General features: G+C 63.6%; 25 protein-coding genes and 2 pseudogenes. 9 read left to right on the forward strand and 18 right to left on the reverse strand.

The window, feature by feature from the left end:
• Positions 1-4 precede the first annotated feature (4 nt).
• From trbK-alt to LOKVESSMR4R_RS05565, 4 genes and pseudogenes are all read right to left on the reverse strand, one after another.
• Positions 5-274, reverse strand: coding sequence for a putative entry exclusion protein TrbK-alt (gene trbK-alt / locus LOKVESSMR4R_RS05550; protein ID WP_087206664.1), 270 nt, complete (start codon positions 272-274; stop codon positions 5-7).
• A gap of 4 nt (positions 275-278) precedes the next feature.
• The gene (gene trbJ, locus LOKVESSMR4R_RS05555; protein WP_087206665.1) at positions 279-1,061 is read right to left on the reverse strand and encodes a P-type conjugative transfer protein TrbJ; all 783 of its coding nucleotides are present in this window, start codon (positions 1,059-1,061) and stop codon (positions 279-281) included.
• A pseudogene (trbE, locus tag LOKVESSMR4R_RS05560) lies at positions 1,045-3,171 on the reverse strand (conjugal transfer protein TrbE); the annotation flags it as partial. The pseudogene trbE and the gene trbJ, both read right to left, overlap by 17 nt.
• 17 nt (positions 3,172-3,188) lie before the next feature.
• A pseudogene (locus LOKVESSMR4R_RS05565) lies at positions 3,189-4,403 on the reverse strand (ParB/RepB/Spo0J family partition protein); the annotation flags it as partial.
• Between the two features lie 170 nt (positions 4,404-4,573).
• Between LOKVESSMR4R_RS05565 and LOKVESSMR4R_RS05570 the strand changes: the two are divergent.
• On the forward strand, positions 4,574-4,963 hold the full coding sequence (locus tag LOKVESSMR4R_RS05570; protein WP_087206666.1) for an antitoxin Xre-like helix-turn-helix domain-containing protein: 390 nt from the start codon (positions 4,574-4,576) through the stop codon (positions 4,961-4,963).
• Positions 4,960-5,649 (forward strand): RES family NAD+ phosphorylase, encoded by a 690-nt coding sequence (locus tag LOKVESSMR4R_RS05575; RefSeq protein ID WP_087206667.1) that lies wholly within the window; start codon positions 4,960-4,962, stop codon positions 5,647-5,649. The genes LOKVESSMR4R_RS05570 and LOKVESSMR4R_RS05575 overlap by 4 nt, the downstream gene beginning before the upstream one ends.
• A 74-nt stretch (positions 5,650-5,723) precedes the next feature.
• Here the strand turns inward: LOKVESSMR4R_RS05575 and LOKVESSMR4R_RS05580 are convergent, their stop codons facing one another.
• Together LOKVESSMR4R_RS05580 and LOKVESSMR4R_RS05585 are read right to left on the reverse strand one after the other, a co-directional pair.
• Positions 5,724-6,914 carry a DUF932 domain-containing protein gene (locus LOKVESSMR4R_RS05580; RefSeq protein WP_087206668.1) on the reverse strand — a complete coding sequence of 397 codons (1,191 nt, stop codon included), beginning with the start codon at positions 6,912-6,914 and terminating at the stop codon, positions 5,724-5,726.
• Positions 6,915-7,003: 89 nt separating this feature from the next.
• Positions 7,004-8,092, reverse strand: a complete 1,089-nt coding sequence (locus tag LOKVESSMR4R_RS05585; RefSeq protein ID WP_087206669.1) for a site-specific integrase — start codon at positions 8,090-8,092, stop codon at positions 7,004-7,006.
• Positions 8,093-8,205: 113 nt separating this feature from the next.
• On the opposite strand from LOKVESSMR4R_RS05585, the gene dusA reads away from it, so the two are divergent.
• The 3 genes from dusA to LOKVESSMR4R_RS05600 all read left to right on the forward strand — a co-directional run bounded on the left by dusA (position 8,206) and on the right by LOKVESSMR4R_RS05600 (position 10,834).
• A complete protein-coding gene (gene dusA / locus LOKVESSMR4R_RS05590) occupies positions 8,206-9,192 on the forward strand; it encodes a tRNA dihydrouridine(20/20a) synthase DusA (RefSeq protein ID WP_087206670.1) in 987 nt (328 codons plus the stop codon).
• 62 nt (positions 9,193-9,254) lie between these two features.
• Positions 9,255-10,073, forward strand: coding sequence for a sulfite exporter TauE/SafE family protein (locus LOKVESSMR4R_RS05595; RefSeq protein ID WP_087206671.1), 819 nt, complete (start codon positions 9,255-9,257; stop codon positions 10,071-10,073).
• On the forward strand, positions 10,073-10,834 hold the full coding sequence (locus LOKVESSMR4R_RS05600) for a hypothetical protein (RefSeq protein ID WP_204248764.1): 762 nt from the start codon (positions 10,073-10,075) through the stop codon (positions 10,832-10,834). The genes LOKVESSMR4R_RS05595 and LOKVESSMR4R_RS05600 overlap by 1 nt, the downstream gene beginning before the upstream one ends.
• Here the strand turns inward: LOKVESSMR4R_RS05600 and LOKVESSMR4R_RS05605 are convergent.
• Positions 10,768-11,469, reverse strand: coding sequence for a helix-turn-helix transcriptional regulator (locus LOKVESSMR4R_RS05605; protein WP_087212690.1), 702 nt, complete (start codon positions 11,467-11,469; stop codon positions 10,768-10,770). The two genes, LOKVESSMR4R_RS05600 and LOKVESSMR4R_RS05605, sit on opposite strands and share 67 nt — an antisense overlap.
• 193 nt (positions 11,470-11,662) lie before the next feature.
• On the opposite strand from LOKVESSMR4R_RS05605, the gene LOKVESSMR4R_RS05610 reads away from it, so the two are divergent.
• Genes LOKVESSMR4R_RS05610 through LOKVESSMR4R_RS05625 form a run of 4 tightly spaced genes read left to right on the forward strand, consistent with a single transcriptional unit; the run spans position 11,663 to position 14,038 of the window.
• On the forward strand, positions 11,663-11,881 hold the full coding sequence (locus tag LOKVESSMR4R_RS05610; RefSeq protein WP_087206673.1) for a twin-arginine translocase TatA/TatE family subunit: 219 nt from the start codon (positions 11,663-11,665) through the stop codon (positions 11,879-11,881).
• Between the two features lie 26 nt (positions 11,882-11,907).
• The gene (gene tatB, locus LOKVESSMR4R_RS05615; RefSeq protein WP_157898147.1) at positions 11,908-12,336 is read left to right on the forward strand and encodes a Sec-independent protein translocase protein TatB; all 429 of its coding nucleotides are present in this window, start codon (positions 11,908-11,910) and stop codon (positions 12,334-12,336) included.
• A complete protein-coding gene (gene tatC, locus LOKVESSMR4R_RS05620; protein WP_087206675.1) occupies positions 12,333-13,199 on the forward strand; it encodes a twin-arginine translocase subunit TatC in 867 nt (288 codons plus the stop codon). The genes tatB and tatC overlap by 4 nt, the downstream gene beginning before the upstream one ends.
• The gene (locus LOKVESSMR4R_RS05625) at positions 13,196-14,038 is read left to right on the forward strand and encodes an ATP-binding protein (RefSeq protein WP_087206676.1); all 843 of its coding nucleotides are present in this window, start codon (positions 13,196-13,198) and stop codon (positions 14,036-14,038) included. Before tatC ends, LOKVESSMR4R_RS05625 begins: the two co-directional genes overlap by 4 nt.
• 22 nt (positions 14,039-14,060) lie before the next feature.
• Here LOKVESSMR4R_RS05625 and LOKVESSMR4R_RS05630 read toward each other — a convergent pair whose 3' ends face one another.
• The 11 genes from LOKVESSMR4R_RS05630 to LOKVESSMR4R_RS05680 form a co-directional block, all read right to left on the reverse strand.
• Positions 14,061-15,215, reverse strand: coding sequence for a M23 family metallopeptidase (locus LOKVESSMR4R_RS05630; RefSeq protein WP_237331918.1), 1,155 nt, complete (start codon positions 15,213-15,215; stop codon positions 14,061-14,063).
• A 95-nt stretch (positions 15,216-15,310) separates the two neighbouring features.
• Complete coding sequence (locus tag LOKVESSMR4R_RS05635; protein WP_087206678.1) at positions 15,311-15,952, reverse strand: protein-L-isoaspartate(D-aspartate) O-methyltransferase; 642 nt, start codon at positions 15,950-15,952, stop codon at positions 15,311-15,313.
• Positions 15,949-16,734 carry a 5'/3'-nucleotidase SurE gene (surE, locus tag LOKVESSMR4R_RS05640; RefSeq protein ID WP_087206679.1) on the reverse strand — a complete coding sequence of 262 codons (786 nt, stop codon included), beginning with the start codon at positions 16,732-16,734 and terminating at the stop codon, positions 15,949-15,951. The genes LOKVESSMR4R_RS05635 and surE overlap by 4 nt, the downstream gene beginning before the upstream one ends.
• 108 nt (positions 16,735-16,842) lie before the next feature.
• The gene (locus LOKVESSMR4R_RS05645) at positions 16,843-17,487 is read right to left on the reverse strand and encodes an SDR family NAD(P)-dependent oxidoreductase (RefSeq protein ID WP_087206680.1); all 645 of its coding nucleotides are present in this window, start codon (positions 17,485-17,487) and stop codon (positions 16,843-16,845) included.
• A gap of 52 nt (positions 17,488-17,539) precedes the next feature.
• Positions 17,540-19,009: an amidophosphoribosyltransferase gene (gene purF / locus LOKVESSMR4R_RS05650; RefSeq protein WP_087206681.1), complete on the reverse strand. Its 1,470-nt coding sequence runs from the start codon at positions 19,007-19,009 to the stop codon at positions 17,540-17,542.
• Between the two features lie 161 nt (positions 19,010-19,170).
• A complete protein-coding gene (locus tag LOKVESSMR4R_RS05655) occupies positions 19,171-19,773 on the reverse strand; it encodes a CvpA family protein (protein WP_087206682.1) in 603 nt (200 codons plus the stop codon).
• A 27-nt stretch (positions 19,774-19,800) separates the two neighbouring features.
• Positions 19,801-21,165 (reverse strand): DNA repair protein RadA, encoded by a 1,365-nt coding sequence (radA, locus tag LOKVESSMR4R_RS05660; protein WP_087206683.1) that lies wholly within the window; start codon positions 21,163-21,165, stop codon positions 19,801-19,803.
• 2 nt (positions 21,166-21,167) lie between these two features.
• Complete coding sequence (locus LOKVESSMR4R_RS05665) at positions 21,168-21,635, reverse strand: paraquat-inducible protein A (RefSeq protein WP_087206684.1); 468 nt, start codon at positions 21,633-21,635, stop codon at positions 21,168-21,170.
• Positions 21,636-22,673: an alanine racemase gene (gene alr / locus LOKVESSMR4R_RS05670; protein WP_087206685.1), complete on the reverse strand. Its 1,038-nt coding sequence runs from the start codon at positions 22,671-22,673 to the stop codon at positions 21,636-21,638.
• Positions 22,674-22,730: 57 nt separating this feature from the next.
• Entirely contained in the window at positions 22,731-24,224 is a 1,494-nt protein-coding gene (locus tag LOKVESSMR4R_RS05675) for a replicative DNA helicase (protein ID WP_087206686.1), read from the reverse strand.
• Between the two features lie 198 nt (positions 24,225-24,422).
• Entirely contained in the window at positions 24,423-25,094 is a 672-nt protein-coding gene (locus LOKVESSMR4R_RS05680) for an orotate phosphoribosyltransferase (RefSeq protein ID WP_087206687.1), read from the reverse strand.
• Positions 25,095-25,143 lie beyond the last annotated feature (49 nt).

Consider the following 25,143-nt stretch of genomic DNA (forward strand, 5'->3'; position numbering starts at 1 on the left):
TGCCTTACTCCGTCCCGGCCGGCTCTGGAGCCAGATCGAAGAAGCGCTGCCGGGCCGCCTCCCAGGCGGCGCGGCATTCGGTGTCGGTGGCGTAGTCTTCGGGCGTCAGGTCACGGCAATGCGCGAGGGGGCTGCGCAAGGCGTCATCCCTGACCACATGCCCGGTGTCGGTGGGCAGGACCGTGCGGGTCAGTTCGACCACGGCGGCGAGGGCGGCTAGGCCGCCGATACTGAAGGCGATCAGGCGCAAGGTTTGTGGGGTGTCGAGGGCCATGCGCTCAATCCCCGAAGAAACGGACGGTGCCGGGGGAGTAGCCGCCGCCGTAATCGAGGAACCGCGCGAGGTTCTCGCGGCCCTGCGCCTCGGCGGAGGCGATGCGGGCGGCTTCCAGCGCTTCGGCGCGGTTCTGCGCGGCGATGGCGGCGGTCAGATCGGCGATCTGTGTAGATTGCAATGCGAGCAGCTGGTTGCCAGCCTGCGCGACCTGCAAGGCCCCAACGGCTCCTTGGCTCTCGCGGATGAGCGCGTCCATCTGAGTTCGCGCGCCGTCGATATTGCCGACGACCCCGGCCTGCACGCGCAAGCTGTCCTCGAAGCCCGCGACCGAGGTCTCCCACCGCTCACGCGCTCCTGCGATCATCGCGTCGAAATCGCCCTGCGCTGCGGCAGCGCCGTAGTCCTGCGCGAAGGCCTGTTCGATGGTGGCTACGTCGAAGGCGAGGCTCTGGGCATCGGCCAGGAGTCGCTGGGTTTCGCCGATGGCGTCCTGCAGTTGCGCCAGCGACGAATGCGGCAGGTTCGCGAGGTTCAGCGCATCGTTCATCAGCATCTGCGCCTGGTTCTGGATTTGCGCGATCTGGTTGTTGATCTGCTCCAGCGCGCGAGCGGCTGAGAGGATGTTTTCGGCATGGTTGCGCGGGTCGTAGACGATCCGCCCGCCGCCCCCGAAGAAGAAGGCCTGGGCGGGTGTCGTCAGGACCGGTGTCAGGACGAGGGCGCTGGCCATCAATGCGGCGGCGAGTTTGCAGGACAGGGCAGGGCGCTCAGGATTGCGGGTCATGTTCTGTCTCCTTTTGGTCAGGGTGAGGGGTTGTCGGATCGGCTGGTGCGATGTCGGGCCCGAGCAGGTCGATGGCCCAATCAAGACCGCGATGGCGCAGCCAGCCGGCGGCAAAGCCGTCCCGGCCATGGGTGGCGATAAGATTGCTGATTGCGGCCTGATCGGCCTTGGAGGAGGCGGCGGTGAAGGCCAGCGCCACCTCGCCGAGGCCAAGCGAGAAGAGCCGGTTGCCGCGCCGCGACTGGCAGTAGTAGTCGTGCTTCGGCATCGCGCGGGCGACGATGTCGATCTGGCGGTCGTTCAGCCCAAAGTTCCGGTAGATCCGTGCGATCTGCGGCTCGAAGGCGCGCTCGTTGGGCAGGAATATCCGCGTGGGGCAGCTCTCGACGATGGCAGGCGCGATGAGGGACCCGTCGATGTCGGCCAGCGATTGGGTGGCGAAAACAACGCAGGCGTTCTTCTTTCTCAGCGTCTTCAGCCATTCGCGCAGTTGCCCGCCGAAATTGGCGTCATCGAGCGCAAGCCAGCCCTCGTCGATCAGGATCATGGTGGGACGTCCGTCGAGCCGCGCTTCGATCCGGTGGAAGAGATAGGCCAGCACGGCGGGTGCGGCCGCTGATCCGATCAATCCTTCGGTCTCGAACGCCAGCACCTCGGCGCTGCCCAGGTCCTCGGCCTCCGCATCCAGAAGCCGGCCGAAAGGCCCGCCGAGGCAGAAGGGCTTGAGCGCGCGTTTCAACTCGGTCGACTGCAGCAGGACCGAGAGGCCGGTCAGCGTGCGTTCCTCGGGCGGGGCCGAGGCGAGCGAGGTCAATGCCGACCAGAGATGGTCCCGCGCAGCGGGGTCGATCGTCGCGCCTTCGCGCCCGAGGATCCCCGCGAGCCAGTCCTGCGCCCAGGCGCGTTCCGCCGCCTCGTCTACGCGCGCGAGCGGCTGCATCTGCACCGCTGGTGCCTCGTCGGCCAGTGCATCGCCGAGGTTCTCCCAATCTCCGCCCATGGCGTACGTGGCGCAGCGGATCGATCCGCCGAAATCGAAGGCGAAGACCTGCGCGCCCGGGTAGCGGCGGAACTGCAGCGCGATCAACGCTAGCAGGACCGATTTGCCCGCGCCAGTCGGGCCGACGATCAAGGTATGGCCGACATCGCCCACATGTGTGGAGAAGCGAAACGGGGTCGTGCCGTTGGTTTCGGCGTGGAACAGCGGCGGGCCGTCCAGATGGTCGTTCCGGTCCGGCCCCGCCCAGACCGCCGAGATCGGGATCATATGGGCGAGGTTCAGCGTCGAGATGGGTGGCTGACGGACATTGGCGTAGAGATGGCCGGGCAGGGAGCCGAGCCAGGCCTCGAGCGCATTCAACGTCTCCGGGATGCAGGTGAAATCGCGCCCCTGCACGATCTTTTCTGCGGCCTTCAGCTTGGCCTCGGCTGCTGCTGCGTCCTCTTCCCAGACGGTGATCGTGGCGGTGACGTAAGCCGCGCCCGCCACATCGGCGCCGAGTTCCTGCAGCGCTTCATCGGCATCCGCCGCCTTGTTGGCCGCGTCGCTGTCGAGCAAGGTCGAGGCTTCGTTGGTCATCACCTCCTTGAGGATCGCGGCCACTGACTTGCGCTTGGCGAACCACTGCCGGCGGATGCGGGTGAACACCCGGGCGGCATCCGTCTTGTCGAGGCAGATCGCGCGGGTGCACCAGCGGTACTCGAAACCTTGCGCGTTCAACTCGTCGAGCAGTCCGGGCCAGGTGGCGCTTGGCAGCCCGATGATGGTCAGGGTCTTGAGATGCGCGGTCCCGAGCCGGGGTGTCAGTCCACCCACCAACGGATCATCGGCCAGCAACGCGTCGAGATGCATCGGCACCTCCGGCACGCGGACGTGTTGGCGCCGGGTTGAAACGGTCGAATGCAGGTAGGTCAGGGTCTCTTCATCGGAGAGCCAGGCGATCTCCGGCATGAACCCGTCGAGCAGATCAGTCAGCCGGTCGGCGCGGCCGACAAAGCCCAAGATCAGATCCTGTGGCTTGGTGCTGCGATCCGGTGGGTTCTCCAGCAACCAACCCTCGGCGCGGCTCGCGTCATCTGCGGGCGGCATCCAGACCAACGTCAGGAAATACGCGCGACCGGTACCGGATCGGATGCGACCTCGCCCACCTCTTCGACTTCCTCGACCGGTTCATCCTCCGCTCGCACATAGCCCCGCTCGACGCGCAGCCGCCCGGAACTGTCGATGCTGACGAAGGCCCCGGCAAGCGCCAGATCCTCGGACTCGAACCGGATCGGCCGCGCCTCGAGTGCCTCCATCGCTTCCTCGATCTCGCCCAACCGGGCATCGACGTTTTCGGGCAGCTCGTCGGCCTCCGCATGCTCCGCCTCAAGCGCGTCGTATTCGGCCTTCAGCGACTGGTAGCTGGCAGCCTCCTCACAGGTCATCGGCACTGCTTCGCCATGGACCCGGCGCATCCCGAAGGTGTGGCCATAGGGGAACTCGGTGTCGACCTCGACCCAGTTCCAGCCCTCGGCACGGATCGCCTCGGCCTCTTCGGCGAGCTTCTCGCGCACCATGACGTCGAGCAGGGCGGCATCCTGCAGCCAGCCGCCGTCATCCTGCTGGAACAGGTCGCGCAGGATTTCGCCCCCGGCCTCGACGTAATCGTCGAGCCCCACGAACTGCGCCCGCTTGTCCGACGCCCGCACCGCGCCCTCGGTCAGCATGCGGCGGATCTCGTAGGGCTGCCGGGAATAGTGCCGCTGCAGCGCCTCCCAGACCTGCTCCTGCCGTGCGTGATCGGGATTGACAGTGAAGGCCATGAGCTGGTCGAGCGTCATCTCTTCCTCGGCATAGGCATCGTGCAGCGAGGGCGAGACGGCGGCGAGCTTTAGCCGCTGTTTGACCACGCTGGCCGAAACGAAGAAGGCCGCGGCGATCTCCTCCTCGGTGCGACCTTTCTCGCGCATCGCCTGGAAGGCACGGAACTGGTCGAGCGGGTGCAGCGGCGCGCGCTGGACGTTTTCGGCGAGACTGTCCTCCTCGGCGAGGCCATCGGTGCGCACGATGCAGGGCACCAGCGCAGTCTTGTTCATGCGCTTCTGTTTCACGAGCAGTTCCAGCGCCCGGAACCGCCGCCCGCCGGCGGGAATCGTGTACATGCCGGTCTCGGCGCCATTGTCATCCAGCACGGGCCGCACGGTGATGGAACTGAGCAGCGTCCGCCGCGCGATGTCCTCGGCCAGTTCCTCGATCGATACGCCGGCCTTGACGTGGCGCACGTTCGACTGGCTGAGCATCAGCTTATTAAAGGGAATGTCGCGCGAGGCGCTGAGGGTGATTTTCTGTTGCTTTGTCATCGGGATATCTCCGCGACAGGCCAGCCGGGAGCCTCTCTCCCGACCTCCAAACCCGTCACGGAAAACCCGGCACCCCTCTACCTCTTGAGGCACCACATGGCTCATATGGACTTGCAAAACAATCCATATGAGCTTATATCATCAGTCAAACTAGGAAGGAGCGCCAACATATGGAAAACGTTGTTCTGGAACGTCCTGCGCCGGATCGGCAGGGGGTCGCTCTTAAGGCCTTCGCCCGGATCGCGGACGCCTGGTCGCTCACCTTGCGTGAGGCGGCGGCACTGGCGGATATGTCGGACTCGACCTGGAAGAGAGCGAAGAAGCCCGATTTTGCGGGGGATTTGACGCGGGACCAGATGCTGCGCCTGAGCGCGCTGATCGGCCTCTACAAGTCGCTCGAGCTTTACTTCAACGAGCCGATCTCGCGGGACTGGGCGAAGCTGCCGAACCGAGGTCCGGAGTTTGACGGCGCACGGCCCGTGGACGCGATGATCGAGGGAGGATTGCCCAAGATCCTGCGCGTGCGGGGCTATGTCGATGCGCTGCGGGGCGGGGTTTGAGGATCACGTCGGTCAATGACCGTGCCCTTGTCAGGCTGATTTCCGAGACCCATCACAAGCCGCCGGTGCTGCGGGGGCTGGTCGACAGCGACGAGGAGGCCGCGATTCTCGCCGAGATCGAAGGCGAGACCAGTGCCCGCCTGATCGCCGAAGCGCAGGGCAGTCCCGCGCTAGACCGCCGCGAACTGGCCTTCGCGCGGCGGTCACATGACCTGACCCTCTACGGGCAGAGCCTTATCAACGCGGCATTCACCTATACCCGCTCAACGGGCAACCGGTTCAACACCGGCGACCGCGGCGCGTGGTACTGCGCCTGGGACATGCTGACGAGCGCGCAGGAAGTTGGGTTTCACCGGACCCGCGAGTTGGGCTTCATCGGCCGCTACGATGACGAGGCACGCTACGTCGAGTTGCTGGCGGATTTCATCGGCGATTTTCCCGATCTTCACGGGGAGGTCCATCTGGCGCTCGATCCGGTCCCCGAGCGGGGCTACGCGGCCGGGCAGCGCCTTGCCGCGGATCTGAGATCAGAGGGGCATCGCGGGCTGATCTACCCCTCCGTCCGTCATTCGGGCGGGCGGTGCTTCGTCGCCTTCGATCCGGGGATCATCCAGAATGTCCGCCCTGGCGCGAGCTGGAAGCTGGTCTGGCAAGGTGCACCCGAGTTCACGATCGAGGGGCTATAACGCCCCTCGAAATCTTCATTCAGTGCTTGAGTTTATCTCGATAGGTCGTTGATCCAAATTCATATTCAACGCAATCACGCTTTTTCCAGCAACGCCTTCGCCTTGCCCTCCATCACCAACCGCGCGTCCTGCTGCGGCTTTGACCGAGCCACCGCCGTGATCCCTTGCACGAAGTCGAAGACGCTCTCGGGCGGGCGGCCTTCCTCGGCCAGCACCGTCTCGACGATCCGCCCGGTTTCAGCCTTCGAGAACCCGCGCTTGCGCAGGAAATCCTGACGGTCCTCGTCCGACCGCGCGACGATCTTCTCCCGCGCCGCGCGGATGCCGTCGATGAAGGGCGCGGGCGAGGACTCGGCGAAGCGGCTGAGCGCCGGGGCGGCCTCATGGGCGAAGCGGGAGGCGGCGTATTTCGAATGCCGGATCGTGATCTCCTGGAAGTCCTCGACGCCCCAGAGGTTCCGATTCTGGCAGACCGCGCGCAGGTAGAAGCTGGCGATGCCGAGCGTCTTGGCGCCCACCTCCGAGTTCCAACAATAGAATCCTCGGAAATAGAGGTCGGGCGAGCCGTCGGGCAGCAGCCCCGCCTCGATGGGGTTCAGATCGTCGACGAGGAACAGGAACACGTCGCGGTCCGAGGCGTAGAGCGTCGTCGTCTCCTTCGTAACGTCCACGCGCGGGTTGTAGATGCCGGTCGACCAGTCGAGCACGCCCGGCACCTTCCAGCGCGTGTCGCCCGTGCCATTGCCCGCGATGCGTTGAACTGCAGAGACCAATTCATGGTCGTAGATGCGGCCATAGTCGGGTCCGGTCACGGCGCGCAGTTCGGTGCGACCGTTCGCGACCTCCATGGTCTTGATCTGCTCGGCCCGGTGGTTGGTCAGGCCGTATTGCAGGTTGATCCCCGCCAGCGGCGCAGGCAGCTGCCGCAGATAGGCGGCGGGCGCGCCGACGAGGCTCGAGAGCTGACCGAAGCTCCAATGTGTCGGTGCAATCGGCTCATCCGCGCCCGGCAGGACAAGGCCCAGCTTCTCCGGGTTGTCGCGATGCGCCTCGACCCGGATCGCCGCACTCTCCACCGTGCGCGTCCGGCTGCGCTCCGCCCGGCCCTGGACCGAGGCGAAGAGATCGTCGAGCGACAGATACCGCTCGTCCTCCGGCCGCGAGAACCACTCGGACGACACGCGATCCACGTTCGCGCCGCGCGACACATCCACCTTGTAGCCGCCGCTGATATCACGCCCGGCATCGATAATTTCGGTATTCATGGGTTTTCTCCCGCGACGGGCGGCCGAAAGCCTCTCTCTCGACCTCCAAACCCGTCACGGGCCGGGACGGCACCCCTCTGACTCTCCGGTCACTCGGCTGCACGGGTCTCGAGCGTGGAAGGGGCGCGCGACGCGGCAAGCCGGTGCAGCGTTTCCGGGCGGATATGCGTGTACCGGCGCAACATTTTCCAATCCTTGTGGCCGGTGACCAGCGAGACTTGTTCGATCGCGAAGCCGGCCTCGAACAGGCGGCTTGTGCCCTCATGGCGCAAATCGTGGAAATGCAGGTCCTTCACGCTGACCTCGACGCAGGCGCGCCGGAAGGCCGTTCCGACCGATTTCGAGTTGTAGGGAAATATCCGGCCTCTTGCGTGCCCGAGCTCCTTGGCCTGTTCGGTGACCAACGCCCAGGCATCGAACCCCGTGGCGGCGAAGAGTGGGATCCGCTGGTCGTTCCCGGTCTTGTTGCGCGGGTCCTTCCTATCGCGGATCATGAGCATCCGGCGGTCGACGTCGAGATCGGTCCATGCGACGCGGCAGATCTCATCGAGCCGCATCGCCGTGGCCACCGCGAACTTCACGATCCGTGTCATCGGCAGGGTCAGGCGTTCGTTGTCATCGAAGCAACGGAAGAGGCGGTTCAGCTCGTCCGTGGTGGGGCGGCGGTCCCGCTCGGTGCCTTTGCCGATGAGGCCGAGCCGCTTGAGCGCGACACGCGCCAGATCAACGGGTTCGGGAGAAATGTCGAGCCCGTGCACGGCTGCCGCGTGGGTGATGATCATCTTGATCACGCCGATATCGATGCTGAGGGTCACCGGACCGGCACCTTGCTCGGCGCGCATCTTGCCGTAGTCGATCAGCTTTTGCCGGTCGAGGTGCCCGATCTTCTCCTTGCCCAGATCGCGCTTGAGCGTCTTGAGCGTGGCGGCCTTGCTGCGACGCGGCGGTTTGCCTACCTCGCACATATCGATTATGTGGAGATCGATGAGATCGCCGAAGGTGGTCAGGCGGGAGACGGACGACTTGTTCGGCGCCAACCCCTGATCCACCCGGGTCTCCGCTTGGCGGGCCCAGCGATGGGCATCGTCGCGACGGAGAAACGTCTCGCTCGCGTAGCGGCCCTTTCGTCTGATCTGAACCCGGTAGGCACCGGAGGGGAGCTTGGTGATGGAGGCCATTTTCGTGTGCGCTGTGTGTGCAATGAGTCGTCGTAGAGGGGCAAATTCGGGGATATTGGGGCGTATTCCAGCGTAGCAGCATCCGCCGCCAACAATTTGAAGATACACAAAAAATGCAAATAAATCAACATGCTAGATTGTCTACTGCGCCGATGATGGACTGGACCGACCGTCATTGCCGGTATCTGCACCGGCTGATGTCGCGGCATGTCTTGCTTTATTCGCAAATGGTCACGGCCCCTGCGGTGCTGCATGGCGACCGCGACCGGCTGATCGGCTATGATCCGGCGGAACATCCGGTCGCCTTGCAATTGGGCGGGTCGGACCCGGTGCAATTGGCGCAGGCGGCGCGGGTCGCGGCGGATATGGGCTATGACGAGGTCAATCTCAATTGCGGCTGTCCGTCGGACCGGGTGCAATCGGGGTTCTTTGGCGCGGTGCTGATGGAAAACCCCGCGCTGGTTGCCGAATGCTGTGCGGCGATGATCGCGGCGGTCGATATTCCGGTGACGGTCAAATGCCGGATCGGGGTTGATGACCAGATCCCGGCCGAGGTGCTGCCCGATTTCATCGCGCGGGTGTCGGCGGCGGGGGTGGACCGCTTTTCCATCCATGCGCGCAAGGCTTGGTTGCAGGGGCTTAGCCCCAAGGAAAACCGCGATATCCCGCCGCTCGATTATGATCTGGTGATCGCGATGAAGGCGCTGTTTCCGCATCTGCATCTGTCGGTCAATGGCGGGATTGCCACGCTGGATCAGGCGCAGGATTTTCTGGATCGCGGGTTGGACGGGGTGATGATCGGGCGCGCCGCCTATCACCTTCCCTGCGATATCCTGCTGGATGCCGATGCCCGCATCTATGGCGACCCGACCGGGCGCAGCGCCGAAGAGATCGTGCATCTGATGCTGCCCTATATCGCGGATCATCTGCAAGCGGGCGGACGGCTGGGGCAGATCACGCGCCATATGCTGGGCATGTTCCAGGGCCGTCCGGGTGCCAAGGCCTGGCGGCGGCATCTGTCCGAACAGGCCCATCAGGACGGGGCAGGGCCGCAGACCGTGCTGGCGGCGCTGGCGCATGTCACCCAGGCGGCGGCCTGAGCTCTGGTCATTTGCCGACCTCGGGTGTAGCGATATCGCCAAGTCACGCCGGAGAACGCGCAATGCCCGAGACGATGTTACTGGTCCAGATGGCCTTGTTCCTGATGGCGATCGGGGCTTTTGCAGGGGTTCTGGCAGGCTTGCTGGGCGTGGGCGGCGGGATCGTGCTGGTGCCTGCGTTCTACTATGTCTTTGCATCGCTAGGCTTTGACAGCCCGCAGCTGATGCAGATGTGTCTGGCGACATCGCTGGCGACGATCATCGTGACCTCTGCGCGGTCCGTGCTGGCGCATCAGCGCAAGGGGGCCGTGGATTGGGCGATCCTGCGGGCTTGGGCGCCCGGTATCGCCATCGGTGCTGTGATCGGGGTCATGGTTGCGGCCTCTTTGCGCTCGGGGACGTTGCAAGCGATCTTTGGCATTCTGGCGGCAAGCGTGGCGGTTTACATGGCCTTTGGCAGAAACCACTGGCGGCTGGGGCCGGTCATGCCCGGCGGGGTCACGCGCGCGGCCTTGTCGCCGGTCATTGGCTTTCTGTCGGTGCTGATGGGGATCGGGGGCGGGTCTTTCGGGGTGCCGATGATGACCCTGTTCAACGTGCCGATCCACCGCGCGGTGGCCACGGCGGCGGGGTTCGGTGTGATCATCGCCGTGCCATCGGTTGCAGGCTTTTTATTCGTCGAGATGGCCGTGGCACCGCCATTTTCCATCGGGGCGGTCAATCTTGCGGCCTTTGTGCTGGTCATCGCGATGACGCTGGTCACGGCCCCCTTGGGGGCGGCGCTGGCGCATCGGACCGATCCTGTCCGGCTGAAGCGGGTGTTTGGTATGTTCCTGATCCTTGTGGCGCTGAACATGCTGCGCAAGGCTCTGGGCTGGTGATGCAGGCGCTGGCGCGCGATGGCTGGCTGGTGCTGCCGCATGATCCTTGTGTGGCGCGCTGGGCAAAGGCCGCCAATGCGGCCTGCGACCGGATGCTGCAAAGCGGCCCGCCGCTGCGCCATGGCGGGACATGGTGCGTGGGGGTCGATGCGCTGGACAATGGCCCTGACGGGGCGCTGGGCGATGTGCCGCTGGGCGGGGCCTGGCGCGATCTGGTGCCTGTGCCCGCGCAGTGGCACCGCGCGCAGCTATCGGTGGTCTTTCCCGGCTATCCCGCGCAGGACGCGACCGAGACCGACGCGGCCCATGCCTATCGGGTGACGCGCGCTGCGGCCCATGTTGACGGCTTGCACGGCGAAGGCAGCCCGCTGCGCCGGCATCTGCGCGAAGCGCATGCCTTTATTATGGGGTTGCCGCTGAATGCCAGCGCCGCCAGCCCGCTGGTCGTCTGGTCCGGCAGTCATGCGATCATGCGCGCAGCCTTTGCCGCCTGTTTCGCGGGGGTGCCGCCGCAGCATTGGGGCGATCTTGATGTCGCTGCCGCCTATCAGGCCGCGCGGCGCAATGTGTTCGAAACCTGCCCCCGCGTCGCGGTGACGGCGCTGCCGGGGCAGGTCGTGCTGCTGGACCGGCACCTGTTGCACGGGGTCGCCCCCTGGGATGCGGCCATCACCGATCCCTGCCGCAAAATGGCCTATTTCCGCCCGCTGGGCGCGGTTGCGGATTGGCTGTCGCCCTCGTCGTTCCGGCGCGCCTTGTAATCGGCCAGCGATTTGCCCGCCTCGGCCACGAAAAGGCTAGGCAGCACGCGCAAGGCGCTGATCTGGTCAACGCGGATCACGTCGAAATCCCGCCGCTTTTCGCACCAGACAACGCAGGTCCATAGCCGCCCCCAGTAATCCAGCTGCAAGGGGCGCACGGTCCGGCTGTCGCCTTGCAAGGTCAGTTCCAGTTTCTGGCGGGTGCGCACGGCTTGGCGCAGGCGGGGCAGATGCTGGAACCCGCGTGCGGCATCGGCGAATGGATAGATCGCGAACCCATGCGCCGGCGCGCTGGCGGGGTTTTCGGGCATCACCGCATCAAGTTTCGCAAGCAGCTGGCGCGCGGCCTGGGCCAGATCGGAATCCTCGGCCTCGCCCACGGCAGACAGGCCCAGATGCAAAGCCTCGACCTCGGTCAGGGTCAGGTTCAGGGGCGGCAGGGTGATCGCCGCCGTGACATGATAGCCGACCCCGCGTTCGCCCGAAATCGGCACGCCCGAGGCGGCCAGCGTATCCATGTCGCGGTAGATGCTGCGCAAGGACACGCCCACCGCCGCCGCAAGGTCCTGGGCGCGGTGCAGGCGGCCATCGCGCAGGATCTGGACCAGCTGCATCAATCTGTCGGCGCGGCGCATGGTGATCCTTTCGGCGGCTGTTTTGTGCCATTTTTCTGGCAACTGACAGGAATTTGGCACAAAGCGGGATTGCGTCATAGAAAAAAGGGCGCTTGTGGTGTAATTTTTCTGGAATGATCTCTTTCCTTGGGTCTTTTATGGGCATAGAAACCCCTATCCGAGACAGAGGCGCATCCCGCCAGAGGAGAGAGACATGCTCAATAATATCGGCCTTCCCGGCCTTATCCTGATCGCGGTTGTCGTGCTGGTCCTGTTCGGGCGCGGCAAGATTTCCAGCCTGATGGGCGAAGTCGGCAAAGGCATCACCGCCTTCAAACGTGGCGTCGATGACAGCAAGAAAGAACTTGACGACAATCTTGCCGAACCGCGTGACGTCACCCCCGAAGACGCAAAATCCAAAGACAAAGTCTGATCAACACCCCGAAGGGATAGCCAGCCATGTTTGGTCTCGGCATGAGCGAAATGGTGCTGATCGGCATCGTGGCCCTGATCGTGATCGGGCCAAAGGATCTGCCCGGCATGTTTCGCGCCATGGGCCAGTTCACCGGCAAGGCGCGTGGCATGGCGCGCGAGTTTTCGCGCGCAATGGAAGCGGCGGCAGATGAATCCGGGATCAAGGATATGACCAAGACGATCCGTGCGGCCTCCGACCCCAAAGCATTCGGCGCCGAGGCGCTGAAGGATGCGACCAGTTTTTCCAAAGCGCCGGCAACGCAGGACAATGCCGCGCGCGCCGCGGTCAAGGCGGCTCCGGCCAAGGCCGCGCCAAAGCCCAATCCGGCGAAGACCGCGCCAAAGCCCAATCCGCCGAAAACTGCGTCAAAGCCCCCTGCATCCCTGGCTGACAAACCCGAGGACAAGGCATGAGCCACCCCGACGAGATCGAAGACAGCTCTGCCCCGTTGATCGAACATCTGGCGGAACTGCGCACCCGGCTGATCCGCTCGGTGCTGGCGTTCATTGTCGGCATGATCATCAGCTTCACGATCTGGAACCCGTTGTTCAATTTCCTGACGCTGCCTTTGTGCGATGCGCTGGCCGCGCGGGACCAATCCTGCGACCTGCAATTCATCGCCCTCGAAGAAGGTTTCTTCGTCGCGATCTCGATCTCGCTGCTGGGGGGGCTGATCATCGGCTTCCCGATCATTTCCTACCAGCTGTGGCGCTTTGTTGCGCCCGGACTTTACAAAAGCGAACAGGGGGCTTTCTTGCCCTTTCTGGTCGCCTCGCCGTTCATGTTCTTTCTGGGGGCGGCCTTTGCCTATTACGTCATCACGCCCTTGGCCTTTGGGTTCTTTCTTGGCTTCCAGCAACCCGGCAGCCTGATCTCGGGGACCGATGGCAATACGCAGGCGGCGGGGATCCTGTTCCAAGGCTCGGCCAAGGCCTATCTGAGCCTGACAATCAAATTCATCGTGGCTTTTGGTCTGTGTTTCCAGCTGCCTGTGCTGCTGACGCTGATGGGCAAGGCGGGGCTGGTCTCGGCGCGGGGTCTGCGGGGCACGCGCAAATATGCGGTTGTCGGCATCCTGATTGTTGCCGCCTTTGCCACGCCGCCCGATGTCATTTCGCAGGTGATCCTGTTCGTGGTGGTTTACGGGCTCTACGAGGTGTCTATTCAGCTGGTCGCGCGTGTCGAACGCAAGCGCGAGGCGAAACTGCGTGCCGAGGGTCTGTGGGATGATGACCTGCATGGCGATGCTGCAATGGATGACGAGCAAAAGCCATGACCAAGGACACGTTGAAACGGATCGCGCGGGCGCTGGAACGGATGCATCCCGCGCCGCAAAAAGCGCCCGATTTCGGGGCTGCGGCGGCCTTTGTCTGGCATACCCAGCCCGACCGTCTGGAACCGGTGGGCCGGATCAACCGGATCGATGTGTCGCTGCTGGTCGGGGTGAACCGGTCGCGCGATACGCTGCTGGCCAATACCCAGCGCTTTGCGGCGGGGATGCCTGCGAATAACGCGCTGCTCTGGGGTGCGCGGGGGATGGGAAAATCCAGCCTTGTCAAGGCGATCCACGGCGCTGTTCAGGCAGAACATCCGGCGCTGAAACTGGTCGAGGTCCAGCGTGAGGATCTGCCCAGCATCACCCGCTGCCTGAACCTGCTGCGCCAATCGGATGCGCGGTTCATCCTGTTCTGCGATGATCTGTCATTCGGCCATGATGATGCGCATTACAAATCGCTGAAAGCGGTGCTGGATGGCGGCATCGAAGGCCGGCCCGATAATGTGGTGCTTTATGCCACCTCGAACCGGCGCCACCTGATGCCGCGCGACATGATCGAGAATGAACGCTCCAGCGCGATCTCACCCTCCGAGGCGGTCGAGGAAAAAGTGTCGCTGTCGGACAGGTTCGGTCTTTGGCTTGGGTTTCATCCCTGCGATCAGGATGAATATCTGGCGATGATCCGGGGCTATTGCGATGCTTTCGGTGTCACCATCGACGATGCGACATTGCGCGCCGAGGCGATCGAATGGCAGGCCACACGCGGCAGCCGGTCAGGCCGCGTGGCCTGGCAATATTTCACCGATCTGGCGGGGCGGCAGGGCGTGCGTCTGCCGTAGGGTGGATCGTGATCCACCTTACCTAGGGCAGGAAATCCATCGGATCGACGCTTTGCAGCCCGCGCCGCACCTCGAAATGCAAAAAGCTGGGATTGCCCGCGCGGACCTTGCCGATGACCTGCCCACGGGTGACGCTGGCGTCTTTCTGCACGGTCAGATTATCCATCTGCGTATAGACCGTCAGCAGGCCATCCGCATGGCGGATCACCACGATGGACCCGCCCGATGTATCGGTCGTCACCGCAGCGACGCTGCCAGCATCTGCCGCGCGCACATCGGTCCCTGCGGGAACGCCGAAATCGACGCCTTCATTGCTGCCGGGCGCATAGGCGCGGATGATGCTGCCTTGCACCGGCGCGGCAAGACGGCTGGCGCTGGCCGCAGGTGCGGCGGGGGCAGGCGTGCCGGTATCAGGTGTTTCCGGTGCCGCGACAGCGGCGGTTGTCGCCGGCAAAGGTGTCGCCGCACTGGGGGGCACGGGCGTTTCGCTGCCCGCACCGGGGGCGGTGACAACAGCGGCTGCCGCGCGTTGCGGTGCTGCACCACCCTGCGGGATCAACAGATATTGCCCTTCGCGGATGGTGAATTCGGCATTCAGCCCGTTCCATTCCGCAATCGCCGTGACCGGCACGCTATAAAGCCGCGAGATCGAGAAAGCCGTTTCGCCGCGCACCACCCGGTGGCGGATCGGCTCTGTGCCGGGCGCAGGCGGGGGCGGGGCGGCACTGGCTGCGGGGGTGGTTTGCCCGGCAGGTGGCAGGGCCGTGGCGGTGATGGCGCCGCCCTGGGCATCAGCACGGTCAAGCGCCGAGGTCGCCACGGCGGCCACATCAAAGGGCTGCTGCCCCAGCGGCGCCCCGGCGCTATCGGGCAGACGGTTCGGCAGGGCCACGATCTCGTCCCGGCGCAGCGGCGTGTCAGGGTCGATGCCGTTGAAACGGGCCAGCTCGCTGCCGTCCAGACCCAACCGCAGCGCGATGCTGCGGATCGTGTCATCCTGCCCGGCGACGACAACCTGATAGGTCGGATAAGAAATCACGCCGCGTTCATCAGGGCGGGGACGGTTGGGCAGGTCTTGCACGGCGGCAGCGGTGCTGAACCCATTGCCCAGATCACGCATGTCAGGGTCGAACCCGTCACAACCGGCCAAAGCGGCCAGTGCAACGCCGCTCAGCATAAGATTCCTGATGGTGCTTTGCCCGTGGTCCATTCTGCTGCTCCTTGTGGCGGGTCGTCCCTTGTTGCCTGGACGATACCTTATTTTGTGGCAGTTTACTCTTGTCCGAGCCCTTCTAGCAAGGGCACAAACCGGACAGCGCGCAATTCGTCGTAATCATAGCCGCTGTCAAGCCGGGTGACACGGATCAGGCTTTGCACAGCGTCTGATTGTCCGACCGGCAGCACCATGATCCCGCCGATGCGCAATTGCGCCAGCAGCGGGCCGGGCGGGTCTTCGGCGGCGGCGGTCAGCAGGATGCGGTCAAAGGGCGCCTGATCGGGCAGGCCGTGGCTGCCATCGGCGGTAAAGGTGGTGATATTGGCGATCTGCTGATCCGCAAAGATCGCGCGCGCCTGATCGACCAGACTGCGGTAGCGGTCGATCGTATAGACCCGCCGTGCCAGCTTGCTGAGGATCGCGGCCTGATAGCCTGATCCTGTCCCGATCTCCAGCACCTTGTCGCGCGGATTGACCTGCAAGGCCTGCGTCATCAGCCCCACGACAGAGGGTTGCGAAATGGTCTGCCCGCAGGCGATGGGCAGGGGCATATCCTCGTAAGCGCGGTCCGCGAAGATACCCCGCACAAAGGCCGCGCGGTCCACCTGTTCCATCGCGGTCAATACGCGGGTATCGGTGACACCCTTGCTGCGCAGGGCATAGAGGAATTGCATCTTGGTATCCGCGTCAAAGCTCACGCCAGCGCCTCTTGCAGGGGGGCCAGCATCGCGCGGTCGGTCAGATCCGCGCGCATCGGCGTGACGGAAATATAACCGTCCAGATTGACCGCCGCATCGCTGCCGGGGGCGGTGGGGACATCCTGCGCGCCGCCGCGCACCCATAAAAACCGCCGCCCGCTGGGCGAGGTCTGCGCCTCGGCGGAAAAATGCGTGCCGCGCCGGAACCCTTGGGCGGCGGCGCGCATGCCTTTGACATCCGCACCGGCGACAGGCGGGAAATTCACGTTGTAAAACAGCCGGTAATCGGCCTCGTCCCACAGGTCGCGCGCCATCAACCGGCGCACCACATCCGCGCCATGTATGGCTGCGGCATCGAAAGGATCATCCAGATCGCGGTTCGCGGGGCCGAAATATTGCGACAAGGCGATGGCGGGGATGCCTTGCAATGCGGCCTCCATCGCGCCGCCGATCGTGCCGGAATAAAGCGTGTTTTCGGCGGCATTATTGCCCCGGTTCACGCCCGACAGCACCAGATCGGGGCGTGCGTCGATCATCACATCATAAAGCCCCGCAATCACGCAATCGGCGGGTGATCCTTCGGCGGCAAAGCGGCGGGGGGCCAGTTCGGCGATCATCGTGGGATGGGTATAGCTGATGCAATGGCCGACGCCGGATTGTTCAAAGGCGGGGGCCACGGTCCAGACCTGCCCATTGGGTCCGGCGATATCCTGGGCGATCCGGGTCAGCACCTGCAGGCCAGGGGCGTTGATGCCGTCGTCATTGGTGATCAGAATCCGCATGCGCCGCCCTTTGCTATTGGCAAATACCTAGGCCAGCAGCGGTGCGGCGGCAAGCCGGTGGCGGGGTCCGCATCCGGCTTTGTGGCGCAAAGGACCCAGCCGCCGGGGTCAGCGCGCCAAGATTTCGGGCAAGAGCCGTGCGGCCTCTGCGCTTGGCTCTGTCAGGGCGCTGCGATCCTCGCCGGGATAGAACCGCGCACGGGTGGCGGTGGGCATGGGGGCGGGTGTCAGGATCTGCACCAGCGGGCCGGTCTTGGCCGATTCCGCCTGCCAGCTGCGGGCAAGCGCGGTCTGTGCGGCCTTGGTCGCGCCGTAAGCGCCGAAAAACTGCTGCCCGCCGCGCGGGTCGTCAAAGAACACCGCCTTGCCGGTCAGCCCCAGCAAAGGGCTGACATAGGCGATCAGGCGGGCTGTCGCCTCGACATTGATCGTCATGGATTTGCTCAGATCCTTGGGGCCGATATGGCCCGCTGGCGCCAGCGGGGCGGCATGGACGGCCGTATGCAGCCAAAGATCCAGCTTGCCCCAGCGATCAAAGATGCCCCGGCACAGCTGCTGCATGGCAGCATCGACAGTGATATCCATCGGCGCAAGGGTCGCCGCCCCGCCTGCCGCCTGAATGGCATCGTCGAGTTCTTCCAGCGCGCCCACGGTCTTGGCCACGGCGATGATGTGATGGGTCGGTGCCAGCTGGCGGGCCAGCGCCGCACCCAGGCCGCGCGATGCGCCGGTGATCAATGCAATCTGTGTCATGGCGCGTCTGTCCAACGAACGCGGCCCCGCGTCAAGAGGCATCAGCGCCGGGTTATTCCGCCGCCGTCTTGGTCTGGAACCCCTGATCGATCATATCAGAGGGGGCGACAGGGTATTCGCCCGAAAAACACGCATCGCAATAGGCGGGTGCGGCGGGGTCGCGCCCGTTCTTTTGGCCCACGGCGCGGTACAACCCGTCCAGCGAGATGAATTTCAGACTATCCACCCCGATATGGACGCGCATTTCCTCTTCGCTCATTGTGGCGGCCAGCAATTTGTCGCGCTGTGGCGTGTCCACCCCGTAAAAACAGGGCCAAGCGGTGGGCGGGCTGGCAATGCGGAAATGCACCTCGGCCGCGCCTGCATCAAGGATCATATCCTTGATTTTCTGGCTGGTGGTGCCGCGCACGACGCTGTCATCCACCAGAATGATCCGCTTGCCGCGCACCAGCGCGCGGTTGACGTTCAATTTCAGCCGCACGCCCATATTGCGGATCTGTTCAGAGGGTTCGATGAAGGTCCGCCCCATATATTGGTTGCGAATAATCCCCATCGCGTAAGGAATCCCCGATTGCAGGCTGTATCCGATGGCCGCAGGCGTGCCGCTGTCGGGGACGGGACAGACCAGATCAGCCTCGACAGGGGCTTCTTTGGCCAATTCGCGGCCGATATTTTCGCGGGTTTCATAGACAGACCGATCCCCAAGGATCGAATCGGGCCTGCTGAAATAGACATGTTCAAAGATGCAGAACCGCGATTTGGCGGGGCGGAAGGGGAAATGGCTTTGCACGCCCTTGTCGCTGATCACCACCATTTCGCCCGGTGCGATATCGCGGATGAACTCCGCACCGATGATATCAAGCGCGCAGGTTTCCGAGGACAGCACCCAGCCATCGCCCAATTGCCCCAGCACCAGCGGGCGCACGCCCAAAGGATCACGGCAACCGATCAGCTTGGTGCGGGTCATGGCGACGATGGAAAACGCGCCTTCGACTTTGCGCAACGCCTCTTCCATCCGGTCGGGGATGGTGCGGCCCATCGAACGCGCCATCAAATGGATGATGCATTCACTGTCGGACGAGCTTTGGAAAATGGACCCGCGTTCGATCAATTCGCGGCGCAGCGCCAGCGCATTGGTGATATTGCCATTATGCGCGATCGCGGCGCCACCCATGGAAAATTCGCCAAAGAACGGCTGCACGTCGCGGATCGCGGTCTGGCCTTTCGATCCTGCGGTGGAATAGCGCACATGGCCGATCCCGATCGTGCCGGGCAGGGTTTCCATGACCTTTTGATTGGTGAAATTGTCACGCACCAGCCCCATGCGGCGGGCCTGGTTGAACCCTGTGGCGGGGTCATGGGTGACGATGCCGCCCGCCTCTTGGCCGCGATGCTGCAAGGCATGCAGGCCCAGGGCCACAAAATTCGATGCGTCGGTCACACCCACGACACCGAACACGCCGCATTCTTCGCGCAGCTTGTCGTCATCAAAGGGATGGGCGGGAAGGTCCTTGCAAGACAATGGGCTGCTCCGAATCCGTGGGAGGGCGATTTGCCCCTACTTAATCGCTGGCGGCGCAGGTGTCACGAAACGATCATGATGATCTGCATCAAAGCGCAGCCTGCACCTCAAATGCCACCGCAGGGCTGCGGTGGATCGGATCTTGTGCCGCGACGGGTGGTTTATTCGGTGATGGGCGCGGGGGCGGTGATCGGGGTGATCTCGGTCACGGGGGCGCCGCAATTGCCGACCAGATCCTGATATTGCTGGGTGATCCAGCCAAGCGCCTGTTCGGGGTTCTGCGCCTCGATCCGGGCGGTCAGCTGGGCAAAGATATCGGCCGAGCGGCTGTCGTCGATCATCGCAATCGCCTGGGTCGCAAAGATCGTATCATAGACAAAGAACGCGACCGCCACCAACAAGATGCCGCGCAGCGCGCCAAAGAAAAACCCCAGCCCCTGATCAATGCCGCCAATCGCAGACCGCTTCACCAGGCTGGAAAACAGCGGCGTAAAGATCGACACGACCACCAGCGCCAGCGCAAAGACCGCCGCAAAGGCCGCGATGATCGCCAGCTCGCAGCTATCGCCGATGAAATCGCCGACAATCGGGATTTGCCGGACCAGCGGTTCGACCTGTGGCGCAAAGGCAAAGGCGATGATGGCCGCGCCGATCCAGCCCAGGATCGCCATGGTTTCGCGCACAAGACCACGGCTGTAGGCCAGCACCCCCGAAAGCAATATGATGATTGCCACGCCTGCGTCGACGAGTGTGAAACCGTCCATGCTCCGTCTTCTCCTGCCAGTGGCGCATTACCGCGCGCCAAATACGTCTTCTACAAATGCGGCCAAATCATGGGCTTGGCGCAGATTTATCCCCTGCACCGCGACCTGTTTGGCCTGTCGGGGGCTGATCGCAGAGGTAAAACCAAGTTTCTCGGCCTCTTTCAATCTATTTTCGGTCTGCACCACCGGGCGCAATGCGCCCGATAGGCTGATTTCCCCAAAGATGACGGCGTCAGATGGCACTGCCGCATCCTCGCGCGCAGAGACAAGCGCTGCCGCCACGGCGAGGTCCGCCGCCGGTTCGGAAATCCGCAACCCCCCGGCAACATTCAGGTAAACGTCCAAGCCGGTGAAGGGCACACCGCAGCGCGATTCCAGCACCGCAAGGATCATCGCCAGCCGCCCGCCATCCCAGCCGACGACCGACCGGCGCGGCTGGCTGTGTGGCGAGGGTGCAACAAGCGCCTGGATCTCGCAGAGCATCGGGCGGCTGCCTTCGATCCCCGCGAACACGACCGACCCGGGGGCAGGCGCGCCGCGTTCGGACAAGAACAGCGCCGAGGGATTCTTGACCTCGGCCAGCCCCTTGCCTGTCATCTCGAACACGCCGATTTCATCCGCCGGGCCAAAGCGGTTTTTCACGGCGCGCAGGATGCGGAATTGATGGCCGCGCTCGCCCTCGAAATACAAGACGGTATCGACCATATGTTCCACGACGCGCGGGCCGGCGATGCTGCCGTCCTTGGTGACATGGCCGACCATGACGACGGACATGCCGTTGCGCTTGGCGAATGTGGTCAATTCATGCGCTGATGATCGGACCTGGCTGACGCTGCCCGGCGCGCTTTCGACATGATCCGCCCACATTGTCTGGATCGAATCGATGATCGCCAGATCGGGTTTTTCGGCCTCCAGCGTGGTCAGGATGTCGCGCAGGTTGGTCTCGGACGCCAGCCGGACAGGGCTTTTTTCCAGCCCCAGACGGCGGGCGCGCATCTGCACCTGTGCGGTCGATTCCTCGCCCGAAATATAGATGACCTTCAGCCCGTTGCGCGCGAACCGTGCCGCGGCCTGCAACAAAAGCGTGGATTTGCCGATGCCCGGGTCACCGCCTACCAGCAGGGCCGAGGCTTTGACCAGCCCGCCGCCCAGCACGCGGTCAAGTTCGGCCACGCCGGCCTGGGTGCGCGGCGGTTCGGGTTCATGCGTGTCCAGATCAATCAGCGCGATGGGCTTGCCGCGCATCGCACCCAAGGATTTGCCCTTGGGGCCGCTGGCCAAAGCCTTGTTTTCGGTGATCGTATTCCAGGATTGACAGGCATCGCATTGGCCCGACCATTTGGAATAGGCGGCCCCACATGCAGAACAGCTAAAGGAAAGGTCTTTGGCCATGTTCAGCTTTTGGCCTTATCGGGCCTGCCATGCAACCCATCGCGCGCCGTCAGCCCCGAGATCAGGATCGAGGCCAGAACGCAGGCGGTGAACAGATAAAGGCCCCAAGCGGTTTCGACCCGCCCCAGCCCCATGCTTTTGAACGCCACGATATAAAGCGCGATCAGAAACACATCGGCCATGGCCAGCTTGCCCAGCCATGTCAGCACCGGCAGCGCCCGGTCGGCCAGCAGGCCGAAATGTACCAGCGCCAGCCCGATGGTTTTCAGATAGGGCAGAAAGACCGCCAGCAGCGTGACCATCAAGGCCAATGCAATGTCACTGCCCCACAAAGATTGCAGCCCGGTGACGACCGAGATTTCAAACATGCCGAACATCGGCAACAGCCCTGCCCGCAACAGCGGCGCAAACCAGGCGACAGGAAACAGGATCAGCAGCGACAGGTTGGTGATGACCAGCGCTTGGCGCATTCACTTGCCATAAATCCGGCGGGTATAGCGCCCGCCCAGCTGCGTCAGCAATTCATAGCCAATGGTGCCCGCGCGGCGCGCCAGATCATCGACGCTTTGTTCCGCGCAGATCAGCGACAGCGCCTTGGGATCCTCGGGCAGGTCGGTCACATCGACGGTGATCAGATCCATCGACACCCGGCCCACCAATTTGCACGGTGTCTTGTCATGATAAAACACCGCCCGGTCAGACAGCGACCGGATCACGCCATCGGCATACCCCCCCGAAATCGTCGCAATCCGCGAGGCGCGTTCCGCCTGCCAGCTATTGCCATAGCCCACGACCTCGCCCTGCGCGACATCGCGGATCTGTACGACCGGGAATTCCAGTTCAATGACAGGGCTGCCCTGCGCAAAAGGTTCGGCCCCATAAAGCCCGATACCCGGACGGGTCAGGTCAAAATGATAGTCTGGCCCCAGCAAGATACCGCCCGTCGCCGCCAGTGACCGTGGCACGCCGATCCCGTCCGTCATCATGCGGAAATTTTCCAATTGATGCGGGTTCATCGGATGATCAGGTTCATCCGCACAGGCCAGATGGCTCATGACCAAGGTCGGGTTCTGGTCCAGCGCCAGCCCGGCAATCGCCGCCCATTCCTGCATTTCAAGACCCAAGCGGTTCATCCCGGTGTCAAGCTGGATGCCGAACGGATGGCCGGGCAGGGTTTCAAAATGATGCGTCAGCTGGTCCACGGAATTCAGCATGGGCGTCAGGTTCAGATCACGGATCGCGGTGGTGTCGCCTTTCATATGTCCTGAAAAGACATTGATTTCGGGGCGCGGGCCCAATTCGGCGCGGATCGGTGCGGCCTCTTCGGCGACGGCGACGAAAAACTGGCGCACGCCCGCCTTGAACAGCGCCTTGGCGATCGTGACCGAGCCCAGACCATAGCCATTGGCCTTGATCACGGCGGCGGTCTTGCAAGTGGTCATGGCGTCCAGCGCGCGCCAATTGGCGACGACAGCGTCAAGATCGATGGTCAGGCGTCCGGTGCTCATGAGGCTCCTTTTGGCAGGGCCAGCAAGAGGCGGCAAGAGCGGATGCGCAGAGCGCCCCTAGAACTGCTGCTCGCCGCCTTGCTGCCAGGGTTTGACCAGATTGCCAAAGCGGGTGAAACGGCCTTCAAAGCTTAGATCCACCGTCCCGATGGGCCCGTGCCGCTGCTTGCCGATCACGACCTCGGCCTTGCCATGCAGGCGTTCCATTTCTTCCTGCCAGGCGGCCATCTTTTCCATCTCGTGATCGCCCGGCTTTTCGCGTTCCTTGTAATATTCTTCGCGGAACACGAACATCACCACATCGGCGTCCTGCTCGATCGAGCCGGATTCGCGCAGGTCCGACAGCTGCGGGCGCTTGTCCTCGCGGCTTTCGACCTGACGCGACAGCTGCGACAGGGCGACCACGGGGATGTTCAATTCCTTGGCGATGGCCTTCAGGCCCATGGTGATCTCGGAAATCTCGTTGACGCGGTTTTCCGACCGGCCGGTGCCGCGCACCAGCTGCAGATAATCCACCATCAGCACATCCAGCCCATGGGTGCGTTTCAGCCGGCGAGCACGCGCGGCCAGCTGCGCAATCGGCAGGGCAGGGGTGTCGTCGATGAACAAAGGGCAGGCTTCCAGCGATTTGGCGGCATCGACGAAACGGCGGAATTCGGCTTCGGTCATGTCGCCACGGCGGATCTGTTCAGAAGGGACTTCGGCCGCTTCCGACAGGATCCGCGCGGCCAGCTGTTCGGCGCTCATTTCCAGCGAATAAAAGCCCACGACGCCGCCATCGACCGCGCCTTCGGTGCCATCGGGCAGAATGCCTTTCTTATAGGCCTTGGCCACGTTGAACGCGATATTGGTCGCAAGCGAGGTCTTGCCCATCGACGGACGGCCCGCCAGGATCAGAAGGTCGGATTTGTGCAAACCCCCCAGTTTCTTGTCCAGATCGATCAGCCCGGTGGAGACACCCGCAAGGCCCCCCTCGCGCTGATAGGCGGCATTGGCGACGTTCACGGCATCGGTGACGGCGCGCAGAAAGGATTGGAACCCCTGATCGGTCGTGCCCTGTTCGGCCAGCGCATAAAGCGCCTGTTCCGCCTCGACGATCTGGTCCTTGGGTTCGCTATCGACATCGATCTTGGCGGCCTTGTCGGCAATGCTGCGCCCGACCTGGATCAATTCGCGGCGCACCGCCAGATCATAGATCATCTGCGCATAATCCCGCGCGGCAAAGGCCGAAATCGCAGCCCCCGCCAGCCGCGCCAGATAGGCCGGCCCGCCCAATTCCTTCAGCCCCTCGTCATCCTCCAGAAAGGTCTTGAGCGTGACCGGGCTGGCCAAAGCATTCTTGGAAATCCGGCTGGCGGCGGTTTCGAAAATCCGGGCATGGACGGGATCATAGAAATGTTTCGGCCCGATGATCGCGGCGACCCGGTCGAAAATATCGTTATTGGTCAGGATCGCCCCCAGAAGCTGTTGTTCAGCCTCGATGGAATGCGGCATCAGATCGACACTGGTCTCGGTGGGGCCGGACGCATTGAAGGTCGCTATTTCGTTCATCTCTTACCTCGCATGTCGCAGTGTCATAGCAGGCCTTGGCGCAGAGTTCACCTTGTATAACTTTGTGGATGAAAGGCAGGATAAGCCCGTGCATAACGCGGCCACCCGCGCGCGGCCCCCCATATGCAGCATGGGCCGCAGGCAGGCAGACCAGATATGGCGCGTCCGTGATTCTTTCGCCGCCGCCTGTGGATAAGCTTAGGCGGAAGCCTGCCAGCCCGCCGGATCGCGCAAATAGGCCTCGACCGCGGCCAGCGTCTCGGCATCATAAGCGCCGCGCGCCTTGGCCTCTGCCAGCACATCCCACCAGGTGCACAGATGCAGCAATTGCACGCCGTGATCGGCCAGGGTTTTTTCGACACCCTCGAAAATGCCGTAATAGAAAATCACCGCCGTGGCGGAACAGGTGGCACCGGTCTCGCGGATCGCATCGACAAAGGACAGTTTCGATCCGCCATCGGTGGTCAGATCCTCGACCAGCAGCACGCGCTGGCCTTCGGTCATCACACCTTCGATCCGGGCGTTGCGCCCGTAACCTTTGGGCTTTTTGCGCACATAGCTCATCGGCAGCGCCATCCGTTCGGCGACCAGCGCAGCAAAGGGAATGCCCGCCGTTTCGCCGCCTGCGATATTATCAAAGGCCTCGAACCCTGCCTCGCGCATGATGGTCACCGACAGAAAATCCATCAATGTGGACCGGATACGCGGGAATGAAATCAGCTTGCGGCAATCGACATAGGTCGGTGCCTTCTTGCCCGACGCATGGGTGAACGGCGCGCGCGCATTAAAGGTGATCGCGCCGATTTCGAGCAGCATGCCCGCGCTCAGCCGCGCGATTTCAGCCTTGTCAGGATAGGATGAGGGGATCATGGCAGTCTCTTTCACATCTTCCGAGTATAAATATCCCCCGCGCGGGACG

This window comes from Yoonia vestfoldensis (assembly GCF_002158905.1).
Classification (GTDB): Bacteria; Pseudomonadota; Alphaproteobacteria; order Rhodobacterales; family Rhodobacteraceae; genus Yoonia; species Yoonia vestfoldensis_B.